This window comes from Prochlorococcus marinus str. MIT 9201, assembly GCF_000759955.1.
GTDB classification, from domain to species: domain Bacteria; phylum Cyanobacteriota; class Cyanobacteriia; order PCC-6307; family Cyanobiaceae; genus Prochlorococcus_A; species Prochlorococcus_A marinus_G.
The window spans coordinates 66540-88908 of record NZ_JNAL01000016.1; the positions used below are offsets into that span (position 1 = coordinate 66540).

A 22369-nucleotide genomic window follows, 5' to 3' on the forward strand; every position below is an offset into this window, starting at 1 on the left:
ATTTTGGGTAAAAATTTTTCTAATTTAAATGTAATATTGGTTGAACCAAATGGCCCTCTAAATGTGGGGAGCGTTGCCAGATTATGCACTAATTTTGAAGTTAATGAATTAAGAATTGTTTCTCCAAAATGCGATATATTTTCTTTGGAAGCAAAAAAAATGGCCCTTAAAGGTCAGAAATTTCTTGAACATTGTAAGATTTTTGATAGTCTTGAAAGAGCAATTTTTGATTGTGATTTAGTTTTAGCATCTTGTGGAAGGGTTGATGTAGGTAAAGATTCATTTTTTGGATCTTCTGAAGTTATATTTGATTGGACTTTGTCCTTTGAAAAGATAAACAATTTAGCAATTGTATTTGGAAGAGAAGATAGAGGTTTAACTAATAGTGAATTGCTTTTGGCTAATAAGGCTTTTTATATTCCAACTTCTCAAAATAATCCCTCATTAAATCTATCTCACGCTGTTTCAATAGTTTTGTATGAATTAAATAAGTCTTTTAAAAAGAAATTAAATAATGAATTAAAAGTTTTTAACTTGGCATCATCGAAACAAATAAATGATACATTTGTGGAAATAGAGGATATGCTTCTGCAGGTTGGTTATCTCTTAAAACATACCTCTAAGTCAAAAATTAGTAAATTTAAGAAGTTTGTTTTAAGGGCAAATACATCAATGCACGAAATAAATGTTTTAAGAGGAATTATCCATCAAATAAACTGGTTTTTGGATAATTCAAAAAAAAATAAATAATTATAAATTTAATTAATTATTATTTTTCTGTTGTTTTAATTTGATAGGAATATTTACTAAAAACATTTTCTGAAGTAGCATCTATTGATTATTTGAAAATTAAAGAAAACTAAAACTGTGACTAAAACAAAGAAAAGAAGAGTTTTTCCTTTTACAGCAGTAATTGGTCAGGAAGAAATGAAATTAGCACTCTTATTAAATGTTATTGATCCAAGAATTGGAGGAGTGATGATAATGGGAGATAGAGGGACTGGAAAATCTACTACAATTAGAGCTCTAGCTGATTTGTTGCCTGCGATAGAAGTTGTAAAAGACGATCCATATAATAGTTCTCTAAACGATCCTGATTTGCAGAGTAAAGAAGTTATGGAAAAAATTGTTCAGGGAGATAATCTTGAGATTATTCAAAAACAAGTACCTATGGTCGATTTGCCTTTAGGGGCTACTGAGGATAGGCTATGTGGGACTATTGATATAGAAAAGGCTTTGAGTGAAGGTATTAAGGCATTTGAACCTGGATTATTGGCAAAAGCTAACAGGGGTCTACTATACGTAGATGAAGTGAATTTGCTTGATGATCATTTGGTTGATGTACTTTTAGATTCGGCTGCTTCTGGGTGGAATACAGTTGAAAGGGAGGGAGTCTCAGTTAGACATCCTGCAAGGTTTGTCCTTATTGGTTCAGGTAATCCAGAAGAAGGTGAATTGAGGCCTCAACTTTTGGACAGGTTTGGAATGAGTGTTGAGGTTAAAACAGTTAGAGACGCTGAATTAAGAGTTCAAGTGGTAGATCAAAGAACTTCTTTTGACGATAATCCTGATGAGTTTGCATTGAATGTTGAGAAACAACAAGATGAACTGCAACAAAAGGTTATTAAAGCTCAAGAAATATTAAATTCTGTTCAAATGGATGATGACCTGAGATTGAATATTTCTGCAATCTGTGGAGAATTAGATGTTGATGGTTTACGTGGAGATATTGTTACAAATCGATCGGCAAGGGCAATTGCAGCCTTTGAGGGCAGAACTGAAGTTCAGGAAGATGACATAGCAAGGGTTATTTCTTGTTCTTTAAGACATAGACTAAGAAAAGATCCCCTAGAACAAGTTGATTCAGGTGAAAGAGTTATTCAAGCTTTTTGTAAAGTATTTGATTTAGATGAAAAAGAAAATCTTTCAAAATTTCAGCTGTCTGCAGAAGCCTAATTACCGTGAGAATAATTGGGATTGATCCTGGATTAGCTAGAGTTGGTTATGGAATTATTGAAATAGCAAATCAAAAAAAGATATTATTAGATTGCGGAGTTATAGAGACAGGTAAAGATAAAAAAGAAGAAGATAGACTTTATGAGATATTCAATGATTTAAATGAATTGATAAATCGTTGGAATCCAACTGCAGCAGCTGTAGAAAAATTTTTTTTTTATAGATCAAGTACTACCATTAGCGTGGTGCAAGCAAGAGGCGTGATTATGATGGTATTGGCCTCTAAAAAAATTCATGTTAGTGAATATTCTCCTGCTCAGATAAAGTTAACCATTGCTGGTTCTGGAAAAGCCTCTAAGAAAGAAGTTCTTGATGCGGTTATGTATAACTTAAAACTTAACAAACCTCCCAAACCTGATGATTCCGCAGATGCTTTGGCCATTGCGCTCACAAAATTAAATGAAGATGGCATTAACTGAAGATTCAATATGACTATTTCTGAAAAAAAAAAATTGGAAAGGGATATCTTTAGAAGACTTAGAGATGAGGTTTCTATAAATCAAAGAGAAAATGTAGAAAAAAAAGTAAAATCATATGTTGATTCATTCATAAAGAAATCTAAGAATATTGGTTACATAGCAATATATTGGCCTCTAAAAAATGAAGTAGATATAAGAAGTCTTAAGGAAAAAATTTCTTTGGCTTTGCCTAGATGTACAGATAAAAAAGACTTATTATTTTATCCATGGGATGAAAAACCTCTTACCAAAGATTCAGAGGGGATACTAAGTCCGAATAATTCTTTTTCACTAAGTTATGAGCAGATAAGCATGATACTTGTCCCATGTCTTTCCATAGATAAAAATTTAATAAGGTTAGGTTATGGAGGAGGTTATTTTGATAAATTAAGGAGAGATAAAAATTGGAGAAATGTTCCATGTCTTGGAGTACTAGCTTCTAATTGTGTAAGTAGGATTCCATTAACCAGAGCTGAGTGGGATATTCCTTTATCAGGATTCATCACAGAAAAAGAAATATTTGTATAATAATAGATCTACATATGGGTTTCTTAATAGTTTTCTAAAAAATGGAAAATAAAGAAAAATACAATAATTTATCAAAATTAGTAGAAAAATTAAAGAAATCAGAAGACCCAAAAAGAAAATATGAGTATATTTTGTGGCTAGGGAAAAAATTGAAAGAACCAGATGATAAAATATTTGTTGAAGAAAATAAGGTTAAGGGATGTGTTTCAGAAGTTTTTGTTAAAGCAAATATTAGGAGCGGTAAATTATTTTGGGAAGGATATTCTGATGCACTAATAACTAAGGGTTTATTAGCATTTTTAATTAATGGGTTAAATGAGTTAACACCAAATGAGGTTGTTAAAATAGACAAGAAATTTATTGAAGATACTGGTTTGAAAGCAAGCTTAACTCCTTCACGATCTAATGGGTTTTTAAACATATTATTGAAAATGCAGTCTCAAGCAAATGACTTTTTGTAGGTCTAATAATATAAAATTAAACTCAAAGTTAAAAGAAATAAAAAATGAGAAAATGCAAAATTGGGATTGTAGGTTTTGGAACAGTAGGTTCAGGTATTTATAAAATATTAAGTTCTAAAGTTGATTCACATCCAATTTTAAAAGAAATAGAAATCACAAAAATAGCAGTAAAAGATCTTAATAAAAAAAGGGATATTGAGATAGATAATAATTTATTAACTGATGATCCATTTAAATTAATTAATGACCCCTCTATAGATGTAATTGTTGAAGTAATGGGTGGGGTTGATTTAGCTAAAGAAATTATTCTGCAATCATTAAAATTAGGTAAATCGGTTGTCACGGCTAATAAAGCAGTCATTGCAAGATATGGAGAAGAAATATACGAAACTGCTTCTAAAGAGGGAGTTTATATATTGTCAGAGGCGGCAGTTTGCGGGGGGATTCCTATAATTGAACCCTTAAAAAGATCATTAAAAAGTAACAGCATAAAAAAAATGGTTGGGATAATAAATGGCACAACAAATTTTATCCTTTCAAAGATGACAAATGAAAAAGCTGATTATAAGGAGACCTTAAAATTGGCCCAAAGCCTAGGTTATGCAGAATTTGATCCAACTGCAGATGTTGAGGGTCATGATGCTGCTGATAAGATTTCAATTCTTAGTGAACTTGCATTTGGAGGGAAAATCAAAAGGGAGGAGATACATTCTGAGGGAATTAGCAAAATTAATCTAAAGGATATCGAATATGCCAATAAATTAGGATTTGAAATAAAACTTTTAGCGCTTTCCGAAAGGGGACAAATTAATAGTAATGATTCACTTTCTTTGAATATTTGGGTAGGACCTTCTTTGATTCCAAAATCTCATCCATTGGCAACAGTTAATGGAGTTAATAATGCCTTATTGATTGAGGCTGATCCTCTTGGAGAGATAATGTTGTATGGTCCAGGTGCAGGGAGTGGCCCAACTGCTGCATCAGTAGTTTCAGATATATTAAATCTTCATGCCGCTTCAGTAAAAAATAATAATTCAATCGATCCATTATTATCCTTTGATTTCTGGAGAAACTGTCATATCATAGGATCTTCACAAATAAATAAAAAAAATTATCTTAGAATTATTTGTCTTGACAGTCCAGGTGTAATAGGAAAGATTGGAGATGTTTTTGGAAAAAATAATGTATCAATAGAGTCAATTGTTCAACTAGACGCTAGTGAGGACAAAGCTGAAATTGTTGTTATAACTCATGAGGTTAATAATGGAAATTTTGATAAATCTAAAGATGAAATAAATTCGCTAAATGAAGTCAAAATTATTGCAAGTCAATTAAGTTGCATTTAAAAAAATAGTTTGCAAATTGCTTAATGACTTGTTAAACCGAAGAAAGTAAGTGTTTAGTTTTAACACCTAAATGATTCATTCAAAACTATTAGATAATAAAAATAATAATTTAATTTGTTTTGAAAACCTTTATAAAGGTGCTTTTGTAAAAATTAAACATAGCAATAACACTTTTCAAGTAATTGGTTTAAATATAGACAAAAAAATTTGTTGGGTGAGAGAGTGGCCTTTTGACAGTAATTCTAAAAAAACATTTGCTTTAGAAATAAGTCGAATAAACTTACAAATTTTTTGCTCAAATAATTCTTCAGAATAATTAAGTACTTAAGAAATATGAAAAAAAAAGTTTTTTTATCCATATTTATTATTTTAATTTCTTTTTTGCAGAATTCTTGTGGTTCGAAAAGAATATCTAAACATATCATAGTAGCAAGTTCCGGGAAAATTGAATCTTTAGATCCAGCTAGAGCTAATACTCTTAAAGCAATTCAATTAATCAGTTCTCTAGGAGACACACTATATGAATTGAATTCTAACGGAGAATTAATACCTGAATTGGCCTCAGGGATGCCAATTATTTCAAAGAATAAACTTAGAATAATTATCAATTTAAGAAAAAATGTTTTTTTCCACGATGGAACTCCTTTTAACTCAAATGCAATAAAGTTTACTTTTGATAGATTCAAAAGGATTGGGACGATGAATTATATCTTAGGCAATAAGATTAAATCAATAGAAACGCCAAGTGAATATTCAGTCATAATAAATTTGAATAAACCATCAAGTTCTTTAAATGGGTTACTTACATCTGTAAACTTAACACCAATATCTCCAACCTTTTACAAAGAATATTCTGATAAATTTCTAAATGAAAAATTTGTTGGTACAGGCAAGTATGTGTTGACCAGTTTTTCTAATGAAGTTCAATTGATTGATCCATATTTGAATTATTGGGGTGATAAGCCACTAAATAAGGGTATTAATTTTGTGGGATATTCAAATTCATCTTCTCTTTTCGGAGCTTTAAAAAGTAAACAAATTGACGTGCTATTATCAAATTCAATTGATGATAGTCAAAGAAAAAACCTAAATGATTTAAGCAAAAATAAACAGTTTAAAGAAGGTAATAGCCCTTTCACAGAATTAAGTTTTATAAGCCTTAAAACCAGTTCTTATCCCTTAAGTAATATTAATTTAAGACTGGCTTTAGCAAAAAGCCTAAATAGAAAATTAATTAGCGAGAAAGTAAGTTATGGATTAAGAAAGCCATCTAGATCAATTATTCCTCCGATATATAAAAAAGAAAATCAAGAATTTTGGCCTAAATATGATTATTTAGAAGCGAGAAGATTATTGCAAAAAGAAAATTTCTGTAATGGAAATATTCTGAAAGTACCTCTTACTTATAGATCGAATGTGCCAGCTGACAAGCTTATTGCCCTGACATGGCAAGAAGAAATTAAAAATTCTTTGAAAGATTGCATTAATATTGAACTCAATGGAGTTGAATCTACAACAATTTATAAGAATCTAAGTTTAGGGATTTATACAGCAGTTATCCTGGATTGGACTGGAGCTTATTCAGATCCAGAAGCCTATCTCACTCCTCTTTTAAGTTGTAATCAAATAGTTGATGAAATATGTAAAAAAGGAGAATCAGTTTATAGCGGCAGTTTTTGGGGATCTAATAAAGTGGAAAGCTTATTTCTTGAGAGTGAAAAAATAAGTGGAATTAAAAGATTAGAAAAACTTGTTGAAATTGAAAAAATAGCAGCAAATTCAATACCTTATATTCCTATTTGGATTTCCTCTCAAAAAGCATGGTCTCAAAATAAAATATCAAAACCTATTTTTAATGGAGCAGGAATAATTTCATTGAGTGATCTTAAGTTAATTGATGAGTAGAAATTTAAATAAAATACTAAATTATTCCTTATTAAAAATTTGTTTAATACCGATAATGTTATGGATAATTTCTTCATTAGTATTTATTTTATTGAGAGTTGCTCCCGGCGATCCTGTCGATGCCATACTTGGATCTGGTGCCGATGATGTTTCAAGGGAATTTCTAAGAAATAAATTGGGGCTAAACGAACCTTTAATAAATCAATATTTTTCATATATTAAAAATATATTGCATTTAGATTTTGGCCAATCACTTAGTACCCAAGAGCCAGTCCTAAATATTATTCTTAAGTCATTACCTGCAAGTCTTGAGCTTGGATTTTTTTCAATATTAAGTGCCGCATTGATTGGATTCCCATTGGGATTAATTGGATTGAAAAATAGAGGTAAAAAGACTGATTATATTGCGAGAATATTAGGAATTGCGACATATGCGATCCCTCCTTTTTGGGGCGCAATGCTAGCTCAATTATTATTTTCTGTATTTTTTAATATTTCCCCAATTGGGGGAAGATTTCCAATATTTCAGCAACAACCTCAAATTACAGGTTTTCTTGTTTTAGATAGTATTCTTTCAAATAATATTATTGCTCTGAAAGATAGCCTTTATCATCTCGCTCTTCCTTCCATTACACTTGGTTTTCTCTTGAGTGGTATATTTACCCGCTCATTAAGAGTAAATTTGGGAAAGACATTAAAAAGTGATTATGTAGATGCTGCATTATGCAGAGGGATATCGAGGGGGAAAATCTTTTTAAACCATGCATTGCCTAATGCTCTATTGCCAATCGTGACTATTTCAGGTTTGACTATGGCGTCATTGGCAGGAGGAGCTCTATTGTTCGAAGTAACTTTTTCATGGCCAGGTATTGCTTTAAGATTACATGAAGCAATTTCTCAGAGAGACTATACATTGGTTCAAGGAATTGTAATTTTTACCTCTATGCTAATAGTTTCTTTAAATCTCTTAGTGGATATTTTAATCGCGTATTTAGATCCACGAATAGAGTACTAATTTTTTGAAACTTCTTTTATAGTTTCAAGATCTAACAGATGGAAGTTAAGTCCCAAATCTCTTTGGTCTTTAATTATTGTAGGCAACTCTTGGTCATTAATATTTTCTAAAAATTTGACTATAAATTTCGCAGATAAATCTTGTACTAATATTGGATCTGAACCAATAAAAGATTCATTTATTTTGAAGACGTCATTATTTTCTTTAAAAGTTTTATTAATTCTTATTGGAGAGAAATGACTTGCACCTTCAATAATTAGGAATCTGTTTGATGTATTATTTAAAGCAGAAAAGACTCTAAATTGTTCATTCATTAATGGTGTTATGAGGTCATAGGTGCCACCTATTAGAAGAGTTGGTGTTTTAATGCCAGAACTTTTTTCTTTTGGCCATACTAAACTGCCAAACGAATTAAAACCTACTATTGCACTGGCCTTATTAGTGTTATTTTTTTCAGGAAATGGTATTTCGCTCAACTGACATTGAAGTAATTTAGATAAATTTGTTACCGCAAAGTCTTTTAATGCCGAATCACATTTATCCTTTAGTTGATCAGTAGGTTTATTGCCTTCATATAGAAGTGCTATTAAAGCGCCAAGTGAATGCCCCATTAAAATATAAGAATTATTAGGTAAACCAAATTCTCTATTTTCATGTGCTTTTAATACCGCATCTAAATCTTTAATTCTATATAAGAAAAAGTCCGCACTTCCTGGTATTGTTTCCTTACCTTCGAGTACATCTATGAATGATTCTAAATTACTCCCTCTATGATCTATGAATAATATTGGCCAACTTCTTCTGGCCAATTCGTTTCCTATCCATTTGAAATTATTAATTTCGCCTCCAAGTCCTGGCATAAAAATTATCAGTTCTTTTTCTTTATTTGTTTTATTGCTTTTCCATATTTCAATTTCAATAGGTTTTACTCGGTGAGGAGCATAAATTTTTTTATCAATTTTTATAATATCTTTAATTGATTTTTTTTCAGCATTTTTAAAGGCATTTTGGTTCGTTCTTTTAAGTTTATTTAATTTTGATAAAAGTTCTTGTTGCATTGATAATTCATTTTTCCAAGATGAAATTATTAGAATTAAATTATCAATATCTAGTGAAATTTCTTTTGAAGGTAATGCCTTTATGATTTCTAAAGTTGAAACTTCTTTTTTTTGATCTAATAAATTTTCTATAGTGTTATAAATTACTGTTCCATTATTGTCATCTGGAACTTTAATGCTTTTGCTTAATTCTGTAAGAATCTTTCGCCCTATCCAACTTCTTAATATTTCTCTATTTAATCCCTCTTCCTTGAAAACTGGAAATTCTAAAAATTTTGATAATTCAAAAACTCTTATTAATCCATTTTTTTTTAACCAATCTATCAACTCTGTTGAATCATCTTTGTATTTTTCTAATTTTGATAATTGTTCTATAGTAAGAGGGATTTGCATTTCTTCAAACTTAATATTTATCTTTTCAGCAGCCTTTAAACCATTATTAAAAAATAAACCACAAAAACTAAAAAAAATTATAAAAATGTATTTCACTTGTGAATAGTCCAAATAGTTTACAAATTAGCAAAAATTGGTGGATTCAATTTCCATATCATTTGAGGTTAATAACCAAGATAAGATTTTACGCTGCATTTGGAGCAGGAGGTGTTATTTATTTAACATCACTTATTTTTAATAACATAGGATTATCGGCTACAGATATTGGCTTAGGATTTACCATTTCAGCAATAATTGGAACCGTAACAAGACTCTTCACAGGTAATTATCTTAATAAAACAGGAAAAATACAATTTCCAATAGTTACTTCTTCAATACTGAGTATTGCCGCTAGCTTATGCCTCATTTTTTCAAGAGATACTTTTTTGTACATAATTGGACAATCATTTGTTGGGGCTGCTGCAGGAATATATTGGCCTGCTGCCGAGTATGGGGTGCCATATTTTTGCCATCCTATCGAAACTCGGAAAGCATATGCTCTTGTTAGAAGTTCGGAGGCTTTAGGAATATTTCTAGGGGTATCCTTAGGGGGGTATATGACGAATTTTTTGTATTCCAAATCAATTTTTATTAATGATATATTTTGCATGTTAGTTATCACATATTTAATAACTAGAAATAGTTCTTCCATTAAAAGAACCTTAGAAAATTTCCAAACAAAATTGGTAGATCCAATTATTCAGGAACAATTGAAATGGAATAAAAATTCAACAATAATAATTTTATCTATTTTATTGATAACTACCTCTTTAGCTTTGATTCAAGTAACTTTGCCACTGGATCTTGTTAAAGGTGGAGTATATCGTAATTCATTAAGCAAAGAACTTACTAGTCTTATAATTTCTATTCAGTTAATTTTATTGTTGTTTTTACAATGGCCTATTGGGTCTTGGATATCCAAAAAAGGTAGATTATTTGGGTTGAAATTTAGTTTAATAAACTTCTCTTTTGCTTCATTTTTATTATTTATTTCTAGTTATTTAAATATCCCAGCTTTATTTTTGATTTCTTTTTCATTGATATTAGTTAGTTTAGGCACTGCTTCATTTCTTCCAACATCAACAGATGTTGTTTTCAGAATAGCTCCTTCAAACAAAAAAGGTTTAGCACTTGCTCTGTTATCACAATGTTTCGCTATGGGGTATTTTATTGGGCCATTTATTTCGGGACGAATATTAGATCTATTTGGTTATGCTTCAGTAATCTGGCTATCTATTTCATGTGCTTGCTTTATAATTTTTGCAATCCTATTTAAGAGATTATTTTAATTAAGTTTTAAAAATTTAAATATTTTCTAATTCAATAATTCTTCTCTCTCTTAGAAATAAGAAAAAAGGTGCTGAGAATGCGAATGCAATAAGAAAAGTTCCAATATAAACAACCCACATATTTCTCATTTCCAATTTTTTTGATTCATTTACTATCCATATAAAAATTGCACTTGCACCTACTAATAAGTCTCTAGAAATTGACTGAGCTGCAGGGTTGGCATTTGCTAAAGAAATGAAGTTATTGATATCAAAACTATTTCCATATTCCCTAGCAAATTCGAAATTTGCCAACATTGGAAGGACAGCACCTAAAATTGATAGAAAAAGGTAAAGATAAGATAGTATCTTTTTATTATCTTTTAAAATGTTAAATGAATTCACTTGTCAGAAATAATTATTTCAATAATAGTATTTAAAGGCTTATGATCGTTGAAAAGAATTATAAAATTGAAGAATATAAATTTAAAAAAGGAAATTTAAATTTTGCTGTAGTTGGACATATTGAGTGGATAAATTTCTTAAGAGTTGATAAATTGCCGAAGCCAGGAATCATCTCTCATTCTAAAAAGTCCATTGAATATCCTGCTGGTGGTGGTTCTATCATCGCGAAAAAACTTTCTGATTTAACTTTAAACCAAATTCATTTTTTTACTTCATTAGGTAATGATGATTATGGAGATAAGTGTTTCAAAGTTCTTTCAAATATGGGAATTAAGTTGCATGTAGCTTGGCGTGATAAACCAACTAGAAGAGGATTTAGTTTAATTGACTCTCAAGGGGAAAGAGCAATAACAGTTATTGGAGAAAGGTTGGCTCCAACACATAAAGACAAGTTAGAATGGAACATTTTAAAAAAAATGGACGGAATTTTTATTACTGCATCTGATTCAGAGATTTTTAAAATGGCTAGATCAGCTTCAATACTCTGTACAACACCCAGAGTGGGATTAAATACGATTAATAAATCAAATGTCCTTATAGATGGATTAATAGGCAGTAATCTTGATCCAGGGGAAGTTTTTTCTTTTTCTGATTTATCTTTAAAACCTAAATATACTTTTAAAACCGAGGGAGAGAAGGGAGGCATAATATTTCCAGGAGGAAGATATAAGGCTCTTAAAAACAAAAAATTAAAGGTTGATTCTTATGGATGTGGCGATTCTTTTGCCGCTGGTATTCTTTATGGAATGGCATCTAAATGGGATATAGATAAAAGTTTAAATCTTGCTAAAGTAATGGGAAGAGAGGCAAGTGAATTTTTCGGCCCCTACGCAAATAATGATGAAAAATAATTGAATTAACACTTACATGAGCAACTCAGATAATAAAAATAAAAATATTCTTGTAGAAAACATTATTGTTTTCTTTCTATTTACTATTTTTTTAGTTTTTAAATCTTTGAAAACTTTATCTAGAATTTTTACTTATGGAATATTAAAAAAAGAAATTTTAACTACTAAAAGTAACTTAGGTGTAGATATTAAAATAAAAATCAAATAGGAAATGATTATTTTTTTTGTTTTTCTAATTTTAGGAGTTATTTTTTTTGTCTACAAAAAAAATAAATCTAAAAAACCAAAGAATTTTAAATTAGATAAATTTAAAAATAAGCTGCAGAGCACCCAAACAAATATTGAAAGAATTTTTTTAAGAGAGGAAGAAAAAACTTTTTCAGACCCTAATATAAATATTTATATTAGAAATTATGATAACGAAGATAATATTAATAGAAAATCTAATATTCACAGAGCAAGACTTTCAAAATTTAAGAAATCAAAATTAAATGGTGAAATGATTTTTCAAGATGAAGAACAAAGGATTTATAAATTTAATAATGGAAAAAAAGTTTATTTATAATTTTAATTCTAACTACATTCAAGACTTTCTCTTGTTGAAACGCCTGTTGTTGGATTGATTCCATCCGCGATTTCACAAAGATTTCTTTGATCTTCGCTGTCAAGAATAGCGTAAGAAAAATCTGCTCCTTCTATTTGAGCTCCTGCAAAACTGCTTCCTGATGCGATCATATTTATTAGAACAGCATTTCTAAGATCTGTTTTTTGGAAATTAACTCGATCAGAAAGAGTATCGGTCAGGTCGATTCCGTTTAAATTAGAACCTTTTAAATCAGATAGGGTTAAGGTCGTCCCATGTAAATCAACGTCACTAAAATCTGCGTCTCTCGCAACTGCTCCAGCTATAGAAGACAAATGAAGATCCTCTCCATGGAAATCAAATCCTGTAATATTAGATCTTACATAACTTGGAACTTCATCTCCCTCGCCCTTAACAGCTACATTTGCCCCAGCAAAAACTGGAGAGGATAAAACTAAGAAAGAAAAAGTAATGCATAAAAAATATTTTAAAAACTTAAAAAATTTCATACTAGAGAATTCGAATATTATTATTTTATAACAATTAGATAATTTTTAAAATTGATATATAATTTTGGAATACCTTTTTAAGATTATTTAACACTATAAATTTTAAACCTAGGTTCTAAATTTGTTATGCAATCTAGAAGTTTTTTATTATCTTTGCTATTCGTTACCTTGAATTCAGATTCAACAGAACCTCCTTCATCTCTAATAGCTTGATTTAAAACTATGGAACCGTTTTCGTCAGATACTGACCTATGAAATGTTCCTCTAGGTATCTTTAGAATATATCCGCAAGATTCTAATCTAACTTTATAAAAAGGATAATCCCATCCAAAATTTACGAGAAAAAATGTTCTCCCCCCAGAGATAGCTAATAGATTATCTTCTTGATTGTGATGTATGTAAAATTGCCAATTATTAAATTCTTCTTCATTTGGCGGGCTAATTGCAGGACCACTGTGAATAACTAGATCTCTGAAATTTGATTCATTAATACTAATATCAAAAAATCTGACATCTTTTGTATCGCGAAATTTTTCATAGCTTATCAATTCAAACATTTTTGATTTGTTTGATTTAATAACTGAAATTTCTAAACTTGAGTTCAATTTTCTTTAAAGATTAAACAAATGAAAACAGATATATTTCTCAAAGAACGTATCAATTAACACTAAAAAAGAAAGATATTTTGATTAATTTTTTTAATTATCTTAAATGGTAATGAATTAAGTGTTTATTTAATTTCAAGAGGTTTGATTTCCCAGGATAAAGTATTTTCTAGATTATTTTTTCCTATAAAGTTTCCTGTAATTACCGAAGTTAAATTAGATTTAGAAGATGATACCAATGTTAAATATCTTTCGTCAATTAATCCTTTTCCGCTTGGATCGAAACCTCTCCAACCTGCTCCTGGGATATATAACTCAGCCCAAGCATGTAAATCCAACTCAGAAGGCAACGGGTCTTCAAAATGATAACCACTTACAAACCTACTAGGGATACCAATAGACCTACAAGCTTCAACCATCAGCATTGCTAAATCTCTGCATGAACCTATACGTTCTCTAAGTGTTCTACTAGCGGGCCATGCTGGACCTGTATGTCTTTTAGTATATTTAACTCGATCTTGAATTATCTCTATTAGTTGGTAGGTAAATGATAGTGCGTTATTAATGCTTCCTGCTAAAGCTTCTTGGGCAAGTTCTACGGCAGAGGGATCGTGTTGCCCATTAGGCATCCAACCTTCTAATGCTCCCTGTAAATCTCTGTTAATAATGCTTCTGCAAAAAGGTAATGTTAAATCTCTATTTTTAACCCCATCTATAATGTTTGGATGTTGTATAGTTTCAACTTCGCTAATTGATTCAATAATTAAATTATCTGTTAATCCATTGAATCTGATTCTATTAATCTCTTCTCCGCTGGCAGCAAGTAATGGATAAATAATTTCTGGTTGTGGAGTTATTTTTAATTCAAAATTCTTTAGCTTTTGGAATCCATTTGACCTTGGCTTTATACATAATCTATGTTCGCCTAATTGAACAGGCTCTTCGTATTTATATTCAAGTTTGTGAACGTATTTAATTCTCATTAATAAACTTTCTAATTAATAAAATATTTTTCTTGAATAAGATCATTTAATTTATTCAAATCCATTTGCAAGGAATCTATTGCTTCATGTAAACCATGATTGATTATATCTTCAATTCTGATATAACTCCACTTTGCCTGAAGTAAACCTCTCATGCATTCTAATTCTGAAGGGTTTTCAGTAGATGGAGTGGTATCTATCGTTTTAAGTGTATTACTTATTCCATCAAGACAGTATCTTACTGATCTCGGAAAAATTGGATCAAGTAAAAGAAATCTCGCGACTGAATTAGGCTTTATAGAATTTTGTACTGCTTTCCTAAACATTTGATAGGCTCCAGCTGAACGTAGAAGAGCAATCCATTGCAGCTCATCAAGAACTCCTCCAAGTTCATCTAAACTAGGTAGAAGTAAATAATATTTAACATCTAAAATTCTTGATGTTTTGTCCGCTCTCTCAATTAATCTTCCAAGAATGCTGAATCTCCAGGCAAGGTCTTTGCTTAGAGTCGCATCTGTAATTCCATAAAATAACTGACATTCCCTCCTAATTTCACTCAATTGTTCTTGTCTTGGTTTATTCCATATTGCTTCTCCTTCTTGCATATTCCAATATAAGATATTAATTTGTTCCCACATTTCTGTGGTCATGACGTCTCTGATTTGTCTTGCATTTTCTCTCGCCATTTGAATGCAAGAAATAATGCTGTTTGGATTTAAACGATCTCTTATTAAAAAATTAATAACATCATCAGGTTGTTTCTCTGGGAATCTTTTATCAAAAGATTCTCTATCACTTGAAGCATCAATTAACGGGAGCCAAGGTTCTGCACTTCCAGGTGGGCAATCTAATGACATTGCTTCACTTACTTCCACGAAACGAGATATGTTTTCCGCACGTTCTAAATAACGATTTATCCAATAAAGAGATTCTGCTACACGACTTAAAAGCATTTTATTTACCTACAACCCATGTGTCTTTGCAACCTCCACCCTGAGAAGAATTGACGACTAATGATCCTTTTTTTAATGCTACCCTCGTAAGGCCGCCTGGGCTAACCCATGAATCTTTTCCTCTCAATATATAGGGTCTTAAATCAACATGACATGGATATAGTTCTCCATCACATAACGATGGCACAGTAGATAATTCTAATGTAGGTTGTGCTATGAAATTTCTAGGATTATTTTTAATTTTTTTAGCGAATTCTTCTATTTCACTTGTCGTTGAGTGAGGGCCAATTAACATTCCATAACCTCCAGCTTCGGCGACAGACTTAACAACAAGCTTTGATAAATTTTCTAGAACATATTCTCGGTCCTTTTTGTAATGACAAATATACGTTTCTACATTTTTAATAATAATTTCTTCATCAAGATAATATTTAATCATTTTTGGAACAAAAGAATAAATCATTTTGTCATCTGCTATTCCAGTTCCAGGTGCATTTGCTAAAGCAACATGACCTGCTTTAAAAACATCAAGTAATCCGCTAACACCAAGGCAGGAATCTTTTCTGAAATTAAGAGGATCTAAAAAATTATCATCAATTCGTCTGTAAATGACATCTACTCTTTTTAATCCAGAGGTAGTTTTTAAATATACATAATCATCATTACAAACTAAGTCATGACCCTGAACTAGTTGGATGCCCATTTCTTGAGCTAAATAACTATGTTCAAAATAAGCACTATTAAAAATTCCTGGAGTTAGGAGAACTATCTTGGGAGTATCTGTCCAAACAGCAAGTTCTTGAAGTGTTTTTAGAAGATATGATGGATATTCATCAATTGGTTTTACTATTCTTCCAGAGAAAAGATTTGGAAAAATATTTTTCATAACTAATCTATTTTCTAAAAAATAAGCAACCCCAGAAGGGCACCTTAAATTGTCTTCTAAAACATGCCAATCTCCTTTCCTGTCCCTTATTAAATCTAGTCCTGAAATTTGACACCATTTATTTAGTGGAGGTTTAAAACCAATCATCTGAGGTCTCCAACCTTCTGAACTCTCTATTAATTCTCTTGGAATTATTCCATCATTAATTATTTTTTGAGAATTATAAATATCATTTAGGAATAAATCAATTGCCTCAAGCCTTTGTTTTAGTCCTTTTTCTAACGTTACCCAATCATCTTTACTAATTATTCTAGGAAGTGGATCGAAAGGTAATATTCTTTCAGTACCTTTTAAACCGGTATCGTTTAATCTAAAAGTTGCACCATGTCTTAGTAATAATTTTTTTGCGGCAGAATGATTCCTGTTTAATTCTTCAAGACCCATATTATCTAATGAGGAAAGAAGTGGAATCAATATTTCTCTAGCAGAGTTAACATTATCCTTAAAGTATTCATCAAAACTATTCTTAGGCTGATAACTTGAAAACATATATTTCATCATTTAGTAATTTTTACTTTAGCTTTATATCTTTATTCGTATTTATGGCTACCAAAAATAATATCTCTTGACTCGATCTATATCATTATTTTGATCATTGAAGTATATTTCTAAAAAATCTAAAAAGTATGAGTTCTAGTAATTGGCAATTTGTTTTTTTTAGATATTTCGCAAGCTTTCTTTTTATCCTCTCTCACAGTTTGCTGGTTCTTGATCATCTCCCAGTAGGGGCTGCACTTCACGGACTGGGGGAAGTTTTTATTGCGCCTTGGGCTTTTAGGGAAAGAGCATGGGATCTTGTTGTTATTGCAGTTTTGTTTTTTTTCTTCGATATTTGGGGACTTATAAACACACCTTGGAATTAACTGATATTATTTATTTACTAATTCTGGAAATGATATTAAAAATGAAGTCTAATTTTTATCAAATTTATAAAGTAATTTTTATTTTAGTTCTTACTAATATTTCCAATTTATATGCACATAATTTATTTAACGGTGGTTGTAAGACACATTGTGAACAAAAAGGAAATGAAAAAAATAACGAAAACAAATTAAATAATGTTTATGATCAAATTGATATTGAGAATGAAAACTCTTGTTTAAATAAATTTATCTGTAGAGGTTGAACACTCGAGATTTTAAAGTTGTTTTATGAAATTGTTTCTTTGATATTTATTATTAAAGTACTGTTTGCTTGATAATTTTTATTAGGAGGATTTATTTGATTTTTAATTAAAAAAATAAAAGTATATATTAACGGTAGAAGTAATGATGACGCAGCAACTAAAGCAATTATTTGGTTTAACCTAATAAATGGTTTTTTTATAAGATCTTCTCCACATAAGCCACAAATATAAGTACCTTTTGAGGATTGTTTTTGAAATTGATATTTAGGATTGCAATATGGGCAATAATATTTATCCATCTTAAAATTTTATTGTTTTAATCATTATCTATAAAAATAGAAGAACGTCATCTTTTAAAAAAAGAGGGCTTGAATAAGCCCTCTTTTATCTCTTACTTATTTTTACTGAAGTTAATAACGCACCTAAATCATGGATCCTTGTTACTAACTTCTATTAAGCTAATGCTCACCAAAATTAACTAATTGTCTTTAACTGGGGCAAAAACTCTAGAATTAAGCTTGTTTCTTAAAGGGCACCTAAACGATGCAGAAGAAGGAAGCTTAGACATTAATAAAAAATAATTGGAGCAGTTAATTAAATTAGTTCGGTTTATTCCGAAATTTCAGGCAGGCTATCGATCATTTTGAAAGACCTCCTAGAACTCAACAATATAAAATTAGGAAAATATTTCTCTAAAGACAATCCGTTATTATACGCATTGCTTTTTGATTAAAAATGTCCGAGAGTAGTAATTAATCGCTTTTTTTTGGGAGGATATTTTTAGTAAATTTTGCTTATTTCTTTTGATATTTAGTTCGACTATCTTAATTTTAAATAATTGAGGAAATCCTTTATGAATCATCCGAAAGAAGTAATTAAAAAAGATAAATCTAATCCTATAGATGAATATTTTCAATGTCTCTCATATTGCGATATTCACCCAAAAGGAATAGATAATGACTGTGAGGTCATATGTATGGAGAGACATTTAAAAGCTAACTATTGGTAATTTTATAAATTTCTACTTTTTCACTTAAATCCTTTTGAGAAAAGGTTAGTACGAACTTTAAATTTCCATACATTTACAACACCTTTTGCATTGACTGCTGCAAGTGCACAATCATCAGGTTTCCAAGATATAGCCCCTACTAAATCTCCCGCGAATGCAGCCCCAACGGGATCTCCATTGCCGTCATCTTTAAGAAAACTTGCGACAACAGAACCATCCCTAGATCCTGAGGCTACAAGCATACCTTTATTTGAAAAGGCTAGGCTCGAAATAGGTTCTGTATGGTGACATAGCTCTCCTGGCATAGTGCCCTCGGGACCATTGCCTATAAAGCTCCATACTGTGATTCTTTCACTGCCACTAGTCGCTAATAATTTTCCACTATCATCAAACGAAAGGTGACTTGGTTTCCCAGGGTATCCAGTCATTTCAGCATCCATTCCTGTTGATCTTCTCCAAAAATGAACTGAATTGTCTTGACTCCCACAGGCGACTATATCTCCATCAGGGCTTAATTCCATAGAGACCAATGATCCTTGCCACTCTAGTTTTTGATTCGTTTTATTATTAACTATGTCAAAGAATGTCACTCTGCCATAGCATGCAGTTGCAAGCTCATTTTTATTTGACCATGTTATTGCACTTACTGTGCTTGGATGATCTTCTGAGATCCATTTATCTTCTCCAATTTCATTAAAAACATATACTTTTTTTGAGGAAGCTATCGCTAGAAATAAACCGTCATTAGACCACTTGAGGTGTTCTACCCAACTCTTGCCAAGATTAAGAGTTTTAATTACTTTACCTTCATGGCAATTACAAATTTGAACTTTTCCATCCTGACCTGATGTTGCAAAAATTTCACCCTCTGGATGAATGGCCATTGCTAATAAACCACCAGAATGTATATTTTCTTTTTTCCAAATAATCTTTCCAGTATCTCCTTCGAATGCAAAAAGACCTCCTGCAACGTCACCAACAATAAATTGTTTACCTTTAAGAGCCCAACCACATGCTATGGCGTAATCGTTTACTTCAGCTGTCCATCCCTCGTGGAACATGCCTCTTGGGCTAAATGGTTCTATATCAGGCATTTATCAAAGCCTTCTTGCATATCTTTCTCATTTAGATTTCTGCCGATAAAAACAAGTTGATTTCTACGAGGTTCGTTACCCCATTCTTTGTCGGGTTGTGCAGTAAATAACATGTGTACCCCTTGGAAAACGATTCTCCTTGGGTTTCCTGAGTAACTTATGAAACCTTTAGTCCTGAATATATCCACCCCTTTTTCTGAGAGAAGTCTTCCCATCCAGGTATTTAGTTTTTCTGGGTCAACATCTCCAAAACGCTCTATAGCAATTGAGCTTACTTCATCATCATGTTCATGCTCTGCTTGCCAGAACCTTTCAGTATTAAATTGAATCTCTTTATTTTCGATACATTTAATGACTTTCATATTGAATTCTTTAGCAGTGTGCTGTGTAAACAAACCTATTTTTGTTGGTTTTTCTATGTTCATGATGAAAGATTTATTTCCTTTATCTTCCAATTTGAGATTTATATGTTCTCCATATGGGATGGTATTTCCAGGATTTAAACTATTAGCTTTTTCTGCATAAAGTCTTACGGAGGATTCAGCACCATCTTTAAGTTCTTCTTCACTCTCACCTTGGTTAACTAGAGCTACTAATGACATTTCTGGATCCGGTCCTTCTTCTAGCATTAATTTATATTTACCTGCATCAAGATCGTAAACACCTGTCCATTCAAAAGGATATTCTGGTTCAAGGAATGTTGGCCTGCGTTTAAGGATCTGATCAAGATCAAATGCGCTTAGATTTAAGACTGTTTCAATTGGTACATTGGCATTCTGGGCTCGAATAATTCGAGTCATTCGATTCATATCTCTTAATCTCGATTCAAGAATATCTAGTGCATCGTCAGAGACTAAATCAGTTTTATTAAGGACAAGAACATCTGCAAATGCCACTTGTTCTGAACTTTCATCACTCCTTCCAAGTTGCTGATCAATATGAGCAGCATCAACTAAAGTTACAATTCCATCAAGAGTAAATTCAGAACTAATTTCTTCGTCCATGAAAAATGTCTGAGCAACTGGCCCTGGATCTGCTAATCCTGTCGTTTCTACTAAAACATAGTCAAATTTATCTCTTCTCTTCATAAGGTTGCCAAGGACTCTTATTAAATCGCCGCGAACAGTACAACAAATGCACCCGTTTGACATCTCAAAAACTTCTTCATCGGCATTAATTACCAGCCCTTGATCTATACCAACTTCACCGTATTCATTCTCAATTACGGCTATTCTTTTCCCATGCTCTTCACTAAGTATTCTATTAAGTAAAGTAGTCTTCCCTGAACCTAGGAATCCAGTGAGGATGGTTACGGGAACTTTATCTTTAATGCTCATTTACTGATTTTTACTAAATAAACAATAGTTCAATAATAGTAATAATAAGAAATGAAAACCGTTTTTATTAGAAAAATTTAATCTGAAAGTTTGTACCATTCAGACTCAAGATTGGAGCCAGATTCTTTATCGCAGCTTCCACCTAAAGAATCAACAATTGTACAAGTGTTGTGAACGGCTACTGAAACCGTATTACCATCCATCATCAATCCATCAACGAATATTTGATTAGAAGCTAAAGGTACTGAACTTTGTCTACTTAAGTTTCTTAATAATTTAGATGCTGGAATTTGTTCAGGAAATATTGCCTGAACTTTCTCTTCATCTAACATTTTTAAAGTAGAACTTATGTTTTCTGGTCTTAAGCTTGAGGAGTCTCCAAGAAAGTCAAGTAAACTAATGGTTTCAAAACCAAATGCATCGCCGTAGTATTCCATTGCTTTGTGTTTAGAGACAATTACTCTATTTTCCTCAGGAATAGAGCTTACTTGTTCGATGATCCAACTATCTAAACCTTCTAAGAGTGAATCCGCTTGTTTAAATCTTTCACTTATTAATTTTCTGTCCCCCCTATTAAAAACTGAAATATCTTTCTTTAAATTTTTGCTTATAATATTTCCCATTTTTATGATGTTGTGTGGATCATGCCATACATGTGGATCTAGACCTCCATGGTCATGATGGTGATGATGTCCCTCTCCTTCGTCTGGTACTTGTGCTATCGGTTCGACATCACTATTTAAAACGTCTTTAAAAAAGTGTTGAGTTGCTTCAAACTCAAAAGGCATGTGTTCAGTAAAAAATATATATTGACCATCTTCTTTGATATCCACATTAAAAACAGTGCTTTCTTTTCTTTGATCAAAGTTAAGAATAAAAGCCTTATTACTTGCGATCAGAGTGCCATTATTTTTTCTGCTTATTGAGTCCTTAGATCCTAATAATTCTTTAGCTAAATCTTCAGACCCCTCTATATCATTAGATTTCAGAATTACCATCTTCATTGCAGGATCTGCATATTCGCCATCGACTTTTTCAAATGACCATTTGTAAGAACCCTTAGAAAGCTGGAATTTACCTGCCCATTCGAAAGCACCCTCAGCATGATCATCATGTCCACCATGGTCTGAATGATCATCATGACCTCCATGATCAGAATGATCATCTACCTTAGCTGAATGTTTAGCATGATCATCATGTCCACCATGGTCTGAATGATCATCATGACCTCCATGATCAGAATGATCGTCTACGTCTATTGCACTAACACCTACAACAACAGTATTCTTTTTATTTTCCCAATTTCTCATGCTTGGAGTCATTTCTTTACCAAGAGTAAATACTTTGTCTGCTTTATTCAGTAATTGAGCTTGCCTTGGATTGATCTTTAAGTCATGAACATCCTGTTTTCTATCTACTAA

27 protein-coding genes are annotated in these 22369 nt (G+C 31.4%); 16 read left to right on the forward strand and 11 right to left on the reverse strand.

Annotation, left to right across the window (positions count from 1 at the left end; genetic code table 11):
* The 9 genes from EU95_RS02290 to EU95_RS02255 all read left to right on the forward strand — a co-directional run bounded on the left by EU95_RS02290 (position 1) and on the right by EU95_RS02255 (position 7729).
* Complete coding sequence (locus EU95_RS02290) at positions 1-750, forward strand: TrmJ/YjtD family RNA methyltransferase (RefSeq protein ID WP_032522632.1); 750 nt, start codon at positions 1-3, stop codon at positions 748-750.
* Positions 751-867: 117 nt separating this feature from the next.
* Positions 868-1956, forward strand: a complete 1089-nt coding sequence (gene bchI / locus EU95_RS02285) for a magnesium chelatase ATPase subunit I (RefSeq protein WP_032522633.1) — start codon at positions 868-870, stop codon at positions 1954-1956.
* 5 nt (positions 1957-1961) lie between these two features.
* Entirely contained in the window at positions 1962-2435 is a 474-nt protein-coding gene (gene ruvC / locus EU95_RS02280) for a crossover junction endodeoxyribonuclease RuvC (protein WP_032522634.1), read from the forward strand.
* A gap of 9 nt (positions 2436-2444) precedes the next feature.
* Positions 2445-3002: a 5-formyltetrahydrofolate cyclo-ligase gene (locus tag EU95_RS02275; RefSeq protein WP_032522635.1), complete on the forward strand. Its 558-nt coding sequence runs from the start codon at positions 2445-2447 to the stop codon at positions 3000-3002.
* A gap of 41 nt (positions 3003-3043) precedes the next feature.
* Positions 3044-3463 carry a SufE family protein gene (locus EU95_RS0109135; RefSeq protein ID WP_032522636.1) on the forward strand — a complete coding sequence of 140 codons (420 nt, stop codon included), beginning with the start codon at positions 3044-3046 and terminating at the stop codon, positions 3461-3463.
* A 44-nt stretch (positions 3464-3507) separates the two neighbouring features.
* The gene (locus EU95_RS02270) at positions 3508-4809 is read left to right on the forward strand and encodes a homoserine dehydrogenase (RefSeq protein WP_032522637.1); all 1302 of its coding nucleotides are present in this window, start codon (positions 3508-3510) and stop codon (positions 4807-4809) included.
* Between the two features lie 70 nt (positions 4810-4879).
* Positions 4880-5125, forward strand: a complete 246-nt coding sequence (locus tag EU95_RS02265) for a hypothetical protein (protein WP_032522638.1) — start codon at positions 4880-4882, stop codon at positions 5123-5125.
* Between the two features lie 17 nt (positions 5126-5142).
* Positions 5143-6714, forward strand: a complete 1572-nt coding sequence (locus EU95_RS02260) for an ABC transporter substrate-binding protein (RefSeq protein ID WP_032522639.1) — start codon at positions 5143-5145, stop codon at positions 6712-6714.
* Positions 6707-7729, forward strand: a complete 1023-nt coding sequence (locus tag EU95_RS02255; RefSeq protein WP_032522640.1) for an ABC transporter permease — start codon at positions 6707-6709, stop codon at positions 7727-7729. The genes EU95_RS02260 and EU95_RS02255 overlap by 8 nt, the downstream gene beginning before the upstream one ends.
* Here EU95_RS02255 and EU95_RS02250 read toward each other — a convergent pair.
* Entirely contained in the window at positions 7726-9276 is a 1551-nt protein-coding gene (locus EU95_RS02250) for an alpha/beta hydrolase (RefSeq protein ID WP_032522641.1), read from the reverse strand. The two genes, EU95_RS02255 and EU95_RS02250, sit on opposite strands and share 4 nt — an antisense overlap.
* A 2-nt stretch (positions 9277-9278) precedes the next feature.
* Between EU95_RS02250 and EU95_RS02245 the strand changes: the two genes are divergently transcribed.
* Positions 9279-10508: an MFS transporter gene (locus EU95_RS02245; protein WP_032522642.1), complete on the forward strand. Its 1230-nt coding sequence runs from the start codon at positions 9279-9281 to the stop codon at positions 10506-10508.
* A 15-nt stretch (positions 10509-10523) separates the two neighbouring features.
* On the opposite strand, the gene EU95_RS02240 is transcribed toward EU95_RS02245, so the two are convergent.
* On the reverse strand, positions 10524-10892 hold the full coding sequence (locus EU95_RS02240; RefSeq protein WP_032522643.1) for a DUF2834 domain-containing protein: 369 nt from the start codon (positions 10890-10892) through the stop codon (positions 10524-10526).
* 41 nt (positions 10893-10933) lie between these two features.
* Between EU95_RS02240 and EU95_RS02235 the strand changes: the two genes are divergently transcribed.
* The 3 genes from EU95_RS02235 to EU95_RS02225 are packed head-to-tail and all read left to right on the forward strand — an operon-like array spanning position 10934 to position 12368.
* Complete coding sequence (locus tag EU95_RS02235) at positions 10934-11803, forward strand: carbohydrate kinase family protein (protein WP_032522644.1); 870 nt, start codon at positions 10934-10936, stop codon at positions 11801-11803.
* Positions 11804-11819: 16 nt separating this feature from the next.
* The gene (locus EU95_RS10120; protein WP_032522645.1) at positions 11820-12011 is read left to right on the forward strand and encodes a hypothetical protein; all 192 of its coding nucleotides are present in this window, start codon (positions 11820-11822) and stop codon (positions 12009-12011) included.
* A gap of 3 nt (positions 12012-12014) precedes the next feature.
* The gene (locus EU95_RS02225; protein WP_032522646.1) at positions 12015-12368 is read left to right on the forward strand and encodes a hypothetical protein; all 354 of its coding nucleotides are present in this window, start codon (positions 12015-12017) and stop codon (positions 12366-12368) included.
* A gap of 8 nt (positions 12369-12376) precedes the next feature.
* Here EU95_RS02225 and EU95_RS02220 read toward each other — a convergent pair whose 3' ends face one another.
* The 5 genes from EU95_RS02220 to EU95_RS02200 form a co-directional block, all read right to left on the reverse strand.
* The gene (locus EU95_RS02220; protein ID WP_032522647.1) at positions 12377-12895 is read right to left on the reverse strand and encodes a pentapeptide repeat-containing protein; all 519 of its coding nucleotides are present in this window, start codon (positions 12893-12895) and stop codon (positions 12377-12379) included.
* An 83-nt stretch (positions 12896-12978) separates the two neighbouring features.
* Positions 12979-13452, reverse strand: coding sequence for an HNH endonuclease (locus tag EU95_RS02215; RefSeq protein ID WP_032522657.1), 474 nt, complete (start codon positions 13450-13452; stop codon positions 12979-12981).
* 173 nt (positions 13453-13625) lie between these two features.
* Positions 13626-14483 (reverse strand): transglutaminase family protein, encoded by an 858-nt coding sequence (locus EU95_RS02210; protein ID WP_032522648.1) that lies wholly within the window; start codon positions 14481-14483, stop codon positions 13626-13628.
* An 11-nt stretch (positions 14484-14494) separates the two neighbouring features.
* Positions 14495-15436: an alpha-E domain-containing protein gene (locus EU95_RS02205; protein WP_032522649.1), complete on the reverse strand. Its 942-nt coding sequence runs from the start codon at positions 15434-15436 to the stop codon at positions 14495-14497.
* Between the two features lies 1 nt (position 15437).
* Positions 15438-16880, reverse strand: coding sequence for a circularly permuted type 2 ATP-grasp protein (locus tag EU95_RS02200; protein ID WP_032522650.1), 1443 nt, complete (start codon positions 16878-16880; stop codon positions 15438-15440).
* 128 nt (positions 16881-17008) lie between these two features.
* On the opposite strand from EU95_RS02200, the gene EU95_RS02195 reads away from it, so the two are divergent.
* Together EU95_RS02195 and EU95_RS02190 are read left to right on the forward strand one after the other, a co-directional pair.
* Complete coding sequence (locus tag EU95_RS02195; RefSeq protein ID WP_011818573.1) at positions 17009-17245, forward strand: hypothetical protein; 237 nt, start codon at positions 17009-17011, stop codon at positions 17243-17245.
* A gap of 41 nt (positions 17246-17286) precedes the next feature.
* A complete protein-coding gene (locus EU95_RS02190) occupies positions 17287-17508 on the forward strand; it encodes a hypothetical protein (RefSeq protein WP_241466738.1) in 222 nt (73 codons plus the stop codon).
* Positions 17509-17531: 23 nt separating this feature from the next.
* On the opposite strand, the gene EU95_RS02185 is transcribed toward EU95_RS02190, so the two are convergent.
* Positions 17532-17807, reverse strand: coding sequence for a DNA gyrase (locus tag EU95_RS02185; protein WP_032522651.1), 276 nt, complete (start codon positions 17805-17807; stop codon positions 17532-17534).
* A 554-nt stretch (positions 17808-18361) separates the two neighbouring features.
* Between EU95_RS02185 and EU95_RS10005 the strand changes: the two genes are divergently transcribed.
* The gene (locus EU95_RS10005) at positions 18362-18517 is read left to right on the forward strand and encodes a hypothetical protein (RefSeq protein ID WP_193742494.1); all 156 of its coding nucleotides are present in this window, start codon (positions 18362-18364) and stop codon (positions 18515-18517) included.
* 20 nt (positions 18518-18537) lie between these two features.
* On the opposite strand, the gene EU95_RS02180 is transcribed toward EU95_RS10005, so the two are convergent.
* From EU95_RS02180 to EU95_RS02170, 3 genes are all read right to left on the reverse strand, one after another.
* Positions 18538-19611 (reverse strand): WD40 repeat domain-containing protein, encoded by a 1074-nt coding sequence (locus EU95_RS02180; RefSeq protein WP_032522652.1) that lies wholly within the window; start codon positions 19609-19611, stop codon positions 18538-18540.
* A complete protein-coding gene (locus EU95_RS02175) occupies positions 19599-20948 on the reverse strand; it encodes a CobW family GTP-binding protein (protein WP_032522653.1) in 1350 nt (449 codons plus the stop codon). Before EU95_RS02175 ends, EU95_RS02180 begins: the two co-directional genes overlap by 13 nt.
* Positions 20949-21025: 77 nt before the next feature.
* On the reverse strand, positions 21026-22369 hold a 1344-nt coding region (locus tag EU95_RS02170), incomplete at its 5' end, for a metal ABC transporter solute-binding protein, Zn/Mn family (RefSeq protein WP_032522654.1).

What these genes read in the sequence shown, in the direction of transcription:
- EU95_RS02275 (WP_032522635.1), top strand. Translation starts at nt 2,445, where the DNA reads ATGACTATTTCTGAAAAAAAAAAATTGGAAAGGGATATCTTTAGAAGA.
- EU95_RS0109135 (WP_032522636.1), top strand. Translation starts at nt 3,044, where the DNA reads ATGGAAAATAAAGAAAAATACAATAATTTATCAAAATTAGTAGAAAAA.
- EU95_RS02270 (WP_032522637.1), top strand. Translation starts at nt 3,508, where the DNA reads ATGAGAAAATGCAAAATTGGGATTGTAGGTTTTGGAACAGTAGGTTCA.
- EU95_RS02265 (WP_032522638.1), top strand. Translation starts at nt 4,880, where the DNA reads ATGATTCATTCAAAACTATTAGATAATAAAAATAATAATTTAATTTGT.
- EU95_RS02260 (WP_032522639.1), top strand. Translation starts at nt 5,143, where the DNA reads ATGAAAAAAAAAGTTTTTTTATCCATATTTATTATTTTAATTTCTTTT.
- EU95_RS02255 (WP_032522640.1), top strand. Translation starts at nt 6,707, where the DNA reads ATGAGTAGAAATTTAAATAAAATACTAAATTATTCCTTATTAAAAATT.
- EU95_RS02235 (WP_032522644.1), top strand. Translation starts at nt 10,934, where the DNA reads ATGATCGTTGAAAAGAATTATAAAATTGAAGAATATAAATTTAAAAAA.
- EU95_RS10120 (WP_032522645.1), top strand. Translation starts at nt 11,820, where the DNA reads ATGAGCAACTCAGATAATAAAAATAAAAATATTCTTGTAGAAAACATT.
- EU95_RS02225 (WP_032522646.1), top strand. Translation starts at nt 12,015, where the DNA reads ATGATTATTTTTTTTGTTTTTCTAATTTTAGGAGTTATTTTTTTTGTC.
- EU95_RS02220 (WP_032522647.1), bottom strand. Translation starts at nt 12,895, where the DNA reads ATGAAATTTTTTAAGTTTTTAAAATATTTTTTATGCATTACTTTTTCT.
- EU95_RS02215 (WP_032522657.1), bottom strand. Translation starts at nt 13,452, where the DNA reads ATGTTTGAATTGATAAGCTATGAAAAATTTCGCGATACAAAAGATGTC.
- EU95_RS02210 (WP_032522648.1), bottom strand. Translation starts at nt 14,483, where the DNA reads ATGAGAATTAAATACGTTCACAAACTTGAATATAAATACGAAGAGCCT.
- EU95_RS02205 (WP_032522649.1), bottom strand. Translation starts at nt 15,436, where the DNA reads ATGCTTTTAAGTCGTGTAGCAGAATCTCTTTATTGGATAAATCGTTAT.
- EU95_RS02200 (WP_032522650.1), bottom strand. Translation starts at nt 16,880, where the DNA reads ATGAAATATATGTTTTCAAGTTATCAGCCTAAGAATAGTTTTGATGAA.
- EU95_RS02195 (WP_011818573.1), top strand. Translation starts at nt 17,009, where the DNA reads ATGAGTTCTAGTAATTGGCAATTTGTTTTTTTTAGATATTTCGCAAGC.
- EU95_RS02190 (WP_241466738.1), top strand. Translation starts at nt 17,287, where the DNA reads ATGAAGTCTAATTTTTATCAAATTTATAAAGTAATTTTTATTTTAGTT.
- EU95_RS02185 (WP_032522651.1), bottom strand. Translation starts at nt 17,807, where the DNA reads ATGGATAAATATTATTGCCCATATTGCAATCCTAAATATCAATTTCAA.
- EU95_RS10005 (WP_193742494.1), top strand. Translation starts at nt 18,362, where the DNA reads ATGAATCATCCGAAAGAAGTAATTAAAAAAGATAAATCTAATCCTATA.
- EU95_RS02180 (WP_032522652.1), bottom strand. Translation starts at nt 19,611, where the DNA reads ATGCCTGATATAGAACCATTTAGCCCAAGAGGCATGTTCCACGAGGGA.
- EU95_RS02175 (WP_032522653.1), bottom strand. Translation starts at nt 20,948, where the DNA reads ATGAGCATTAAAGATAAAGTTCCCGTAACCATCCTCACTGGATTCCTA.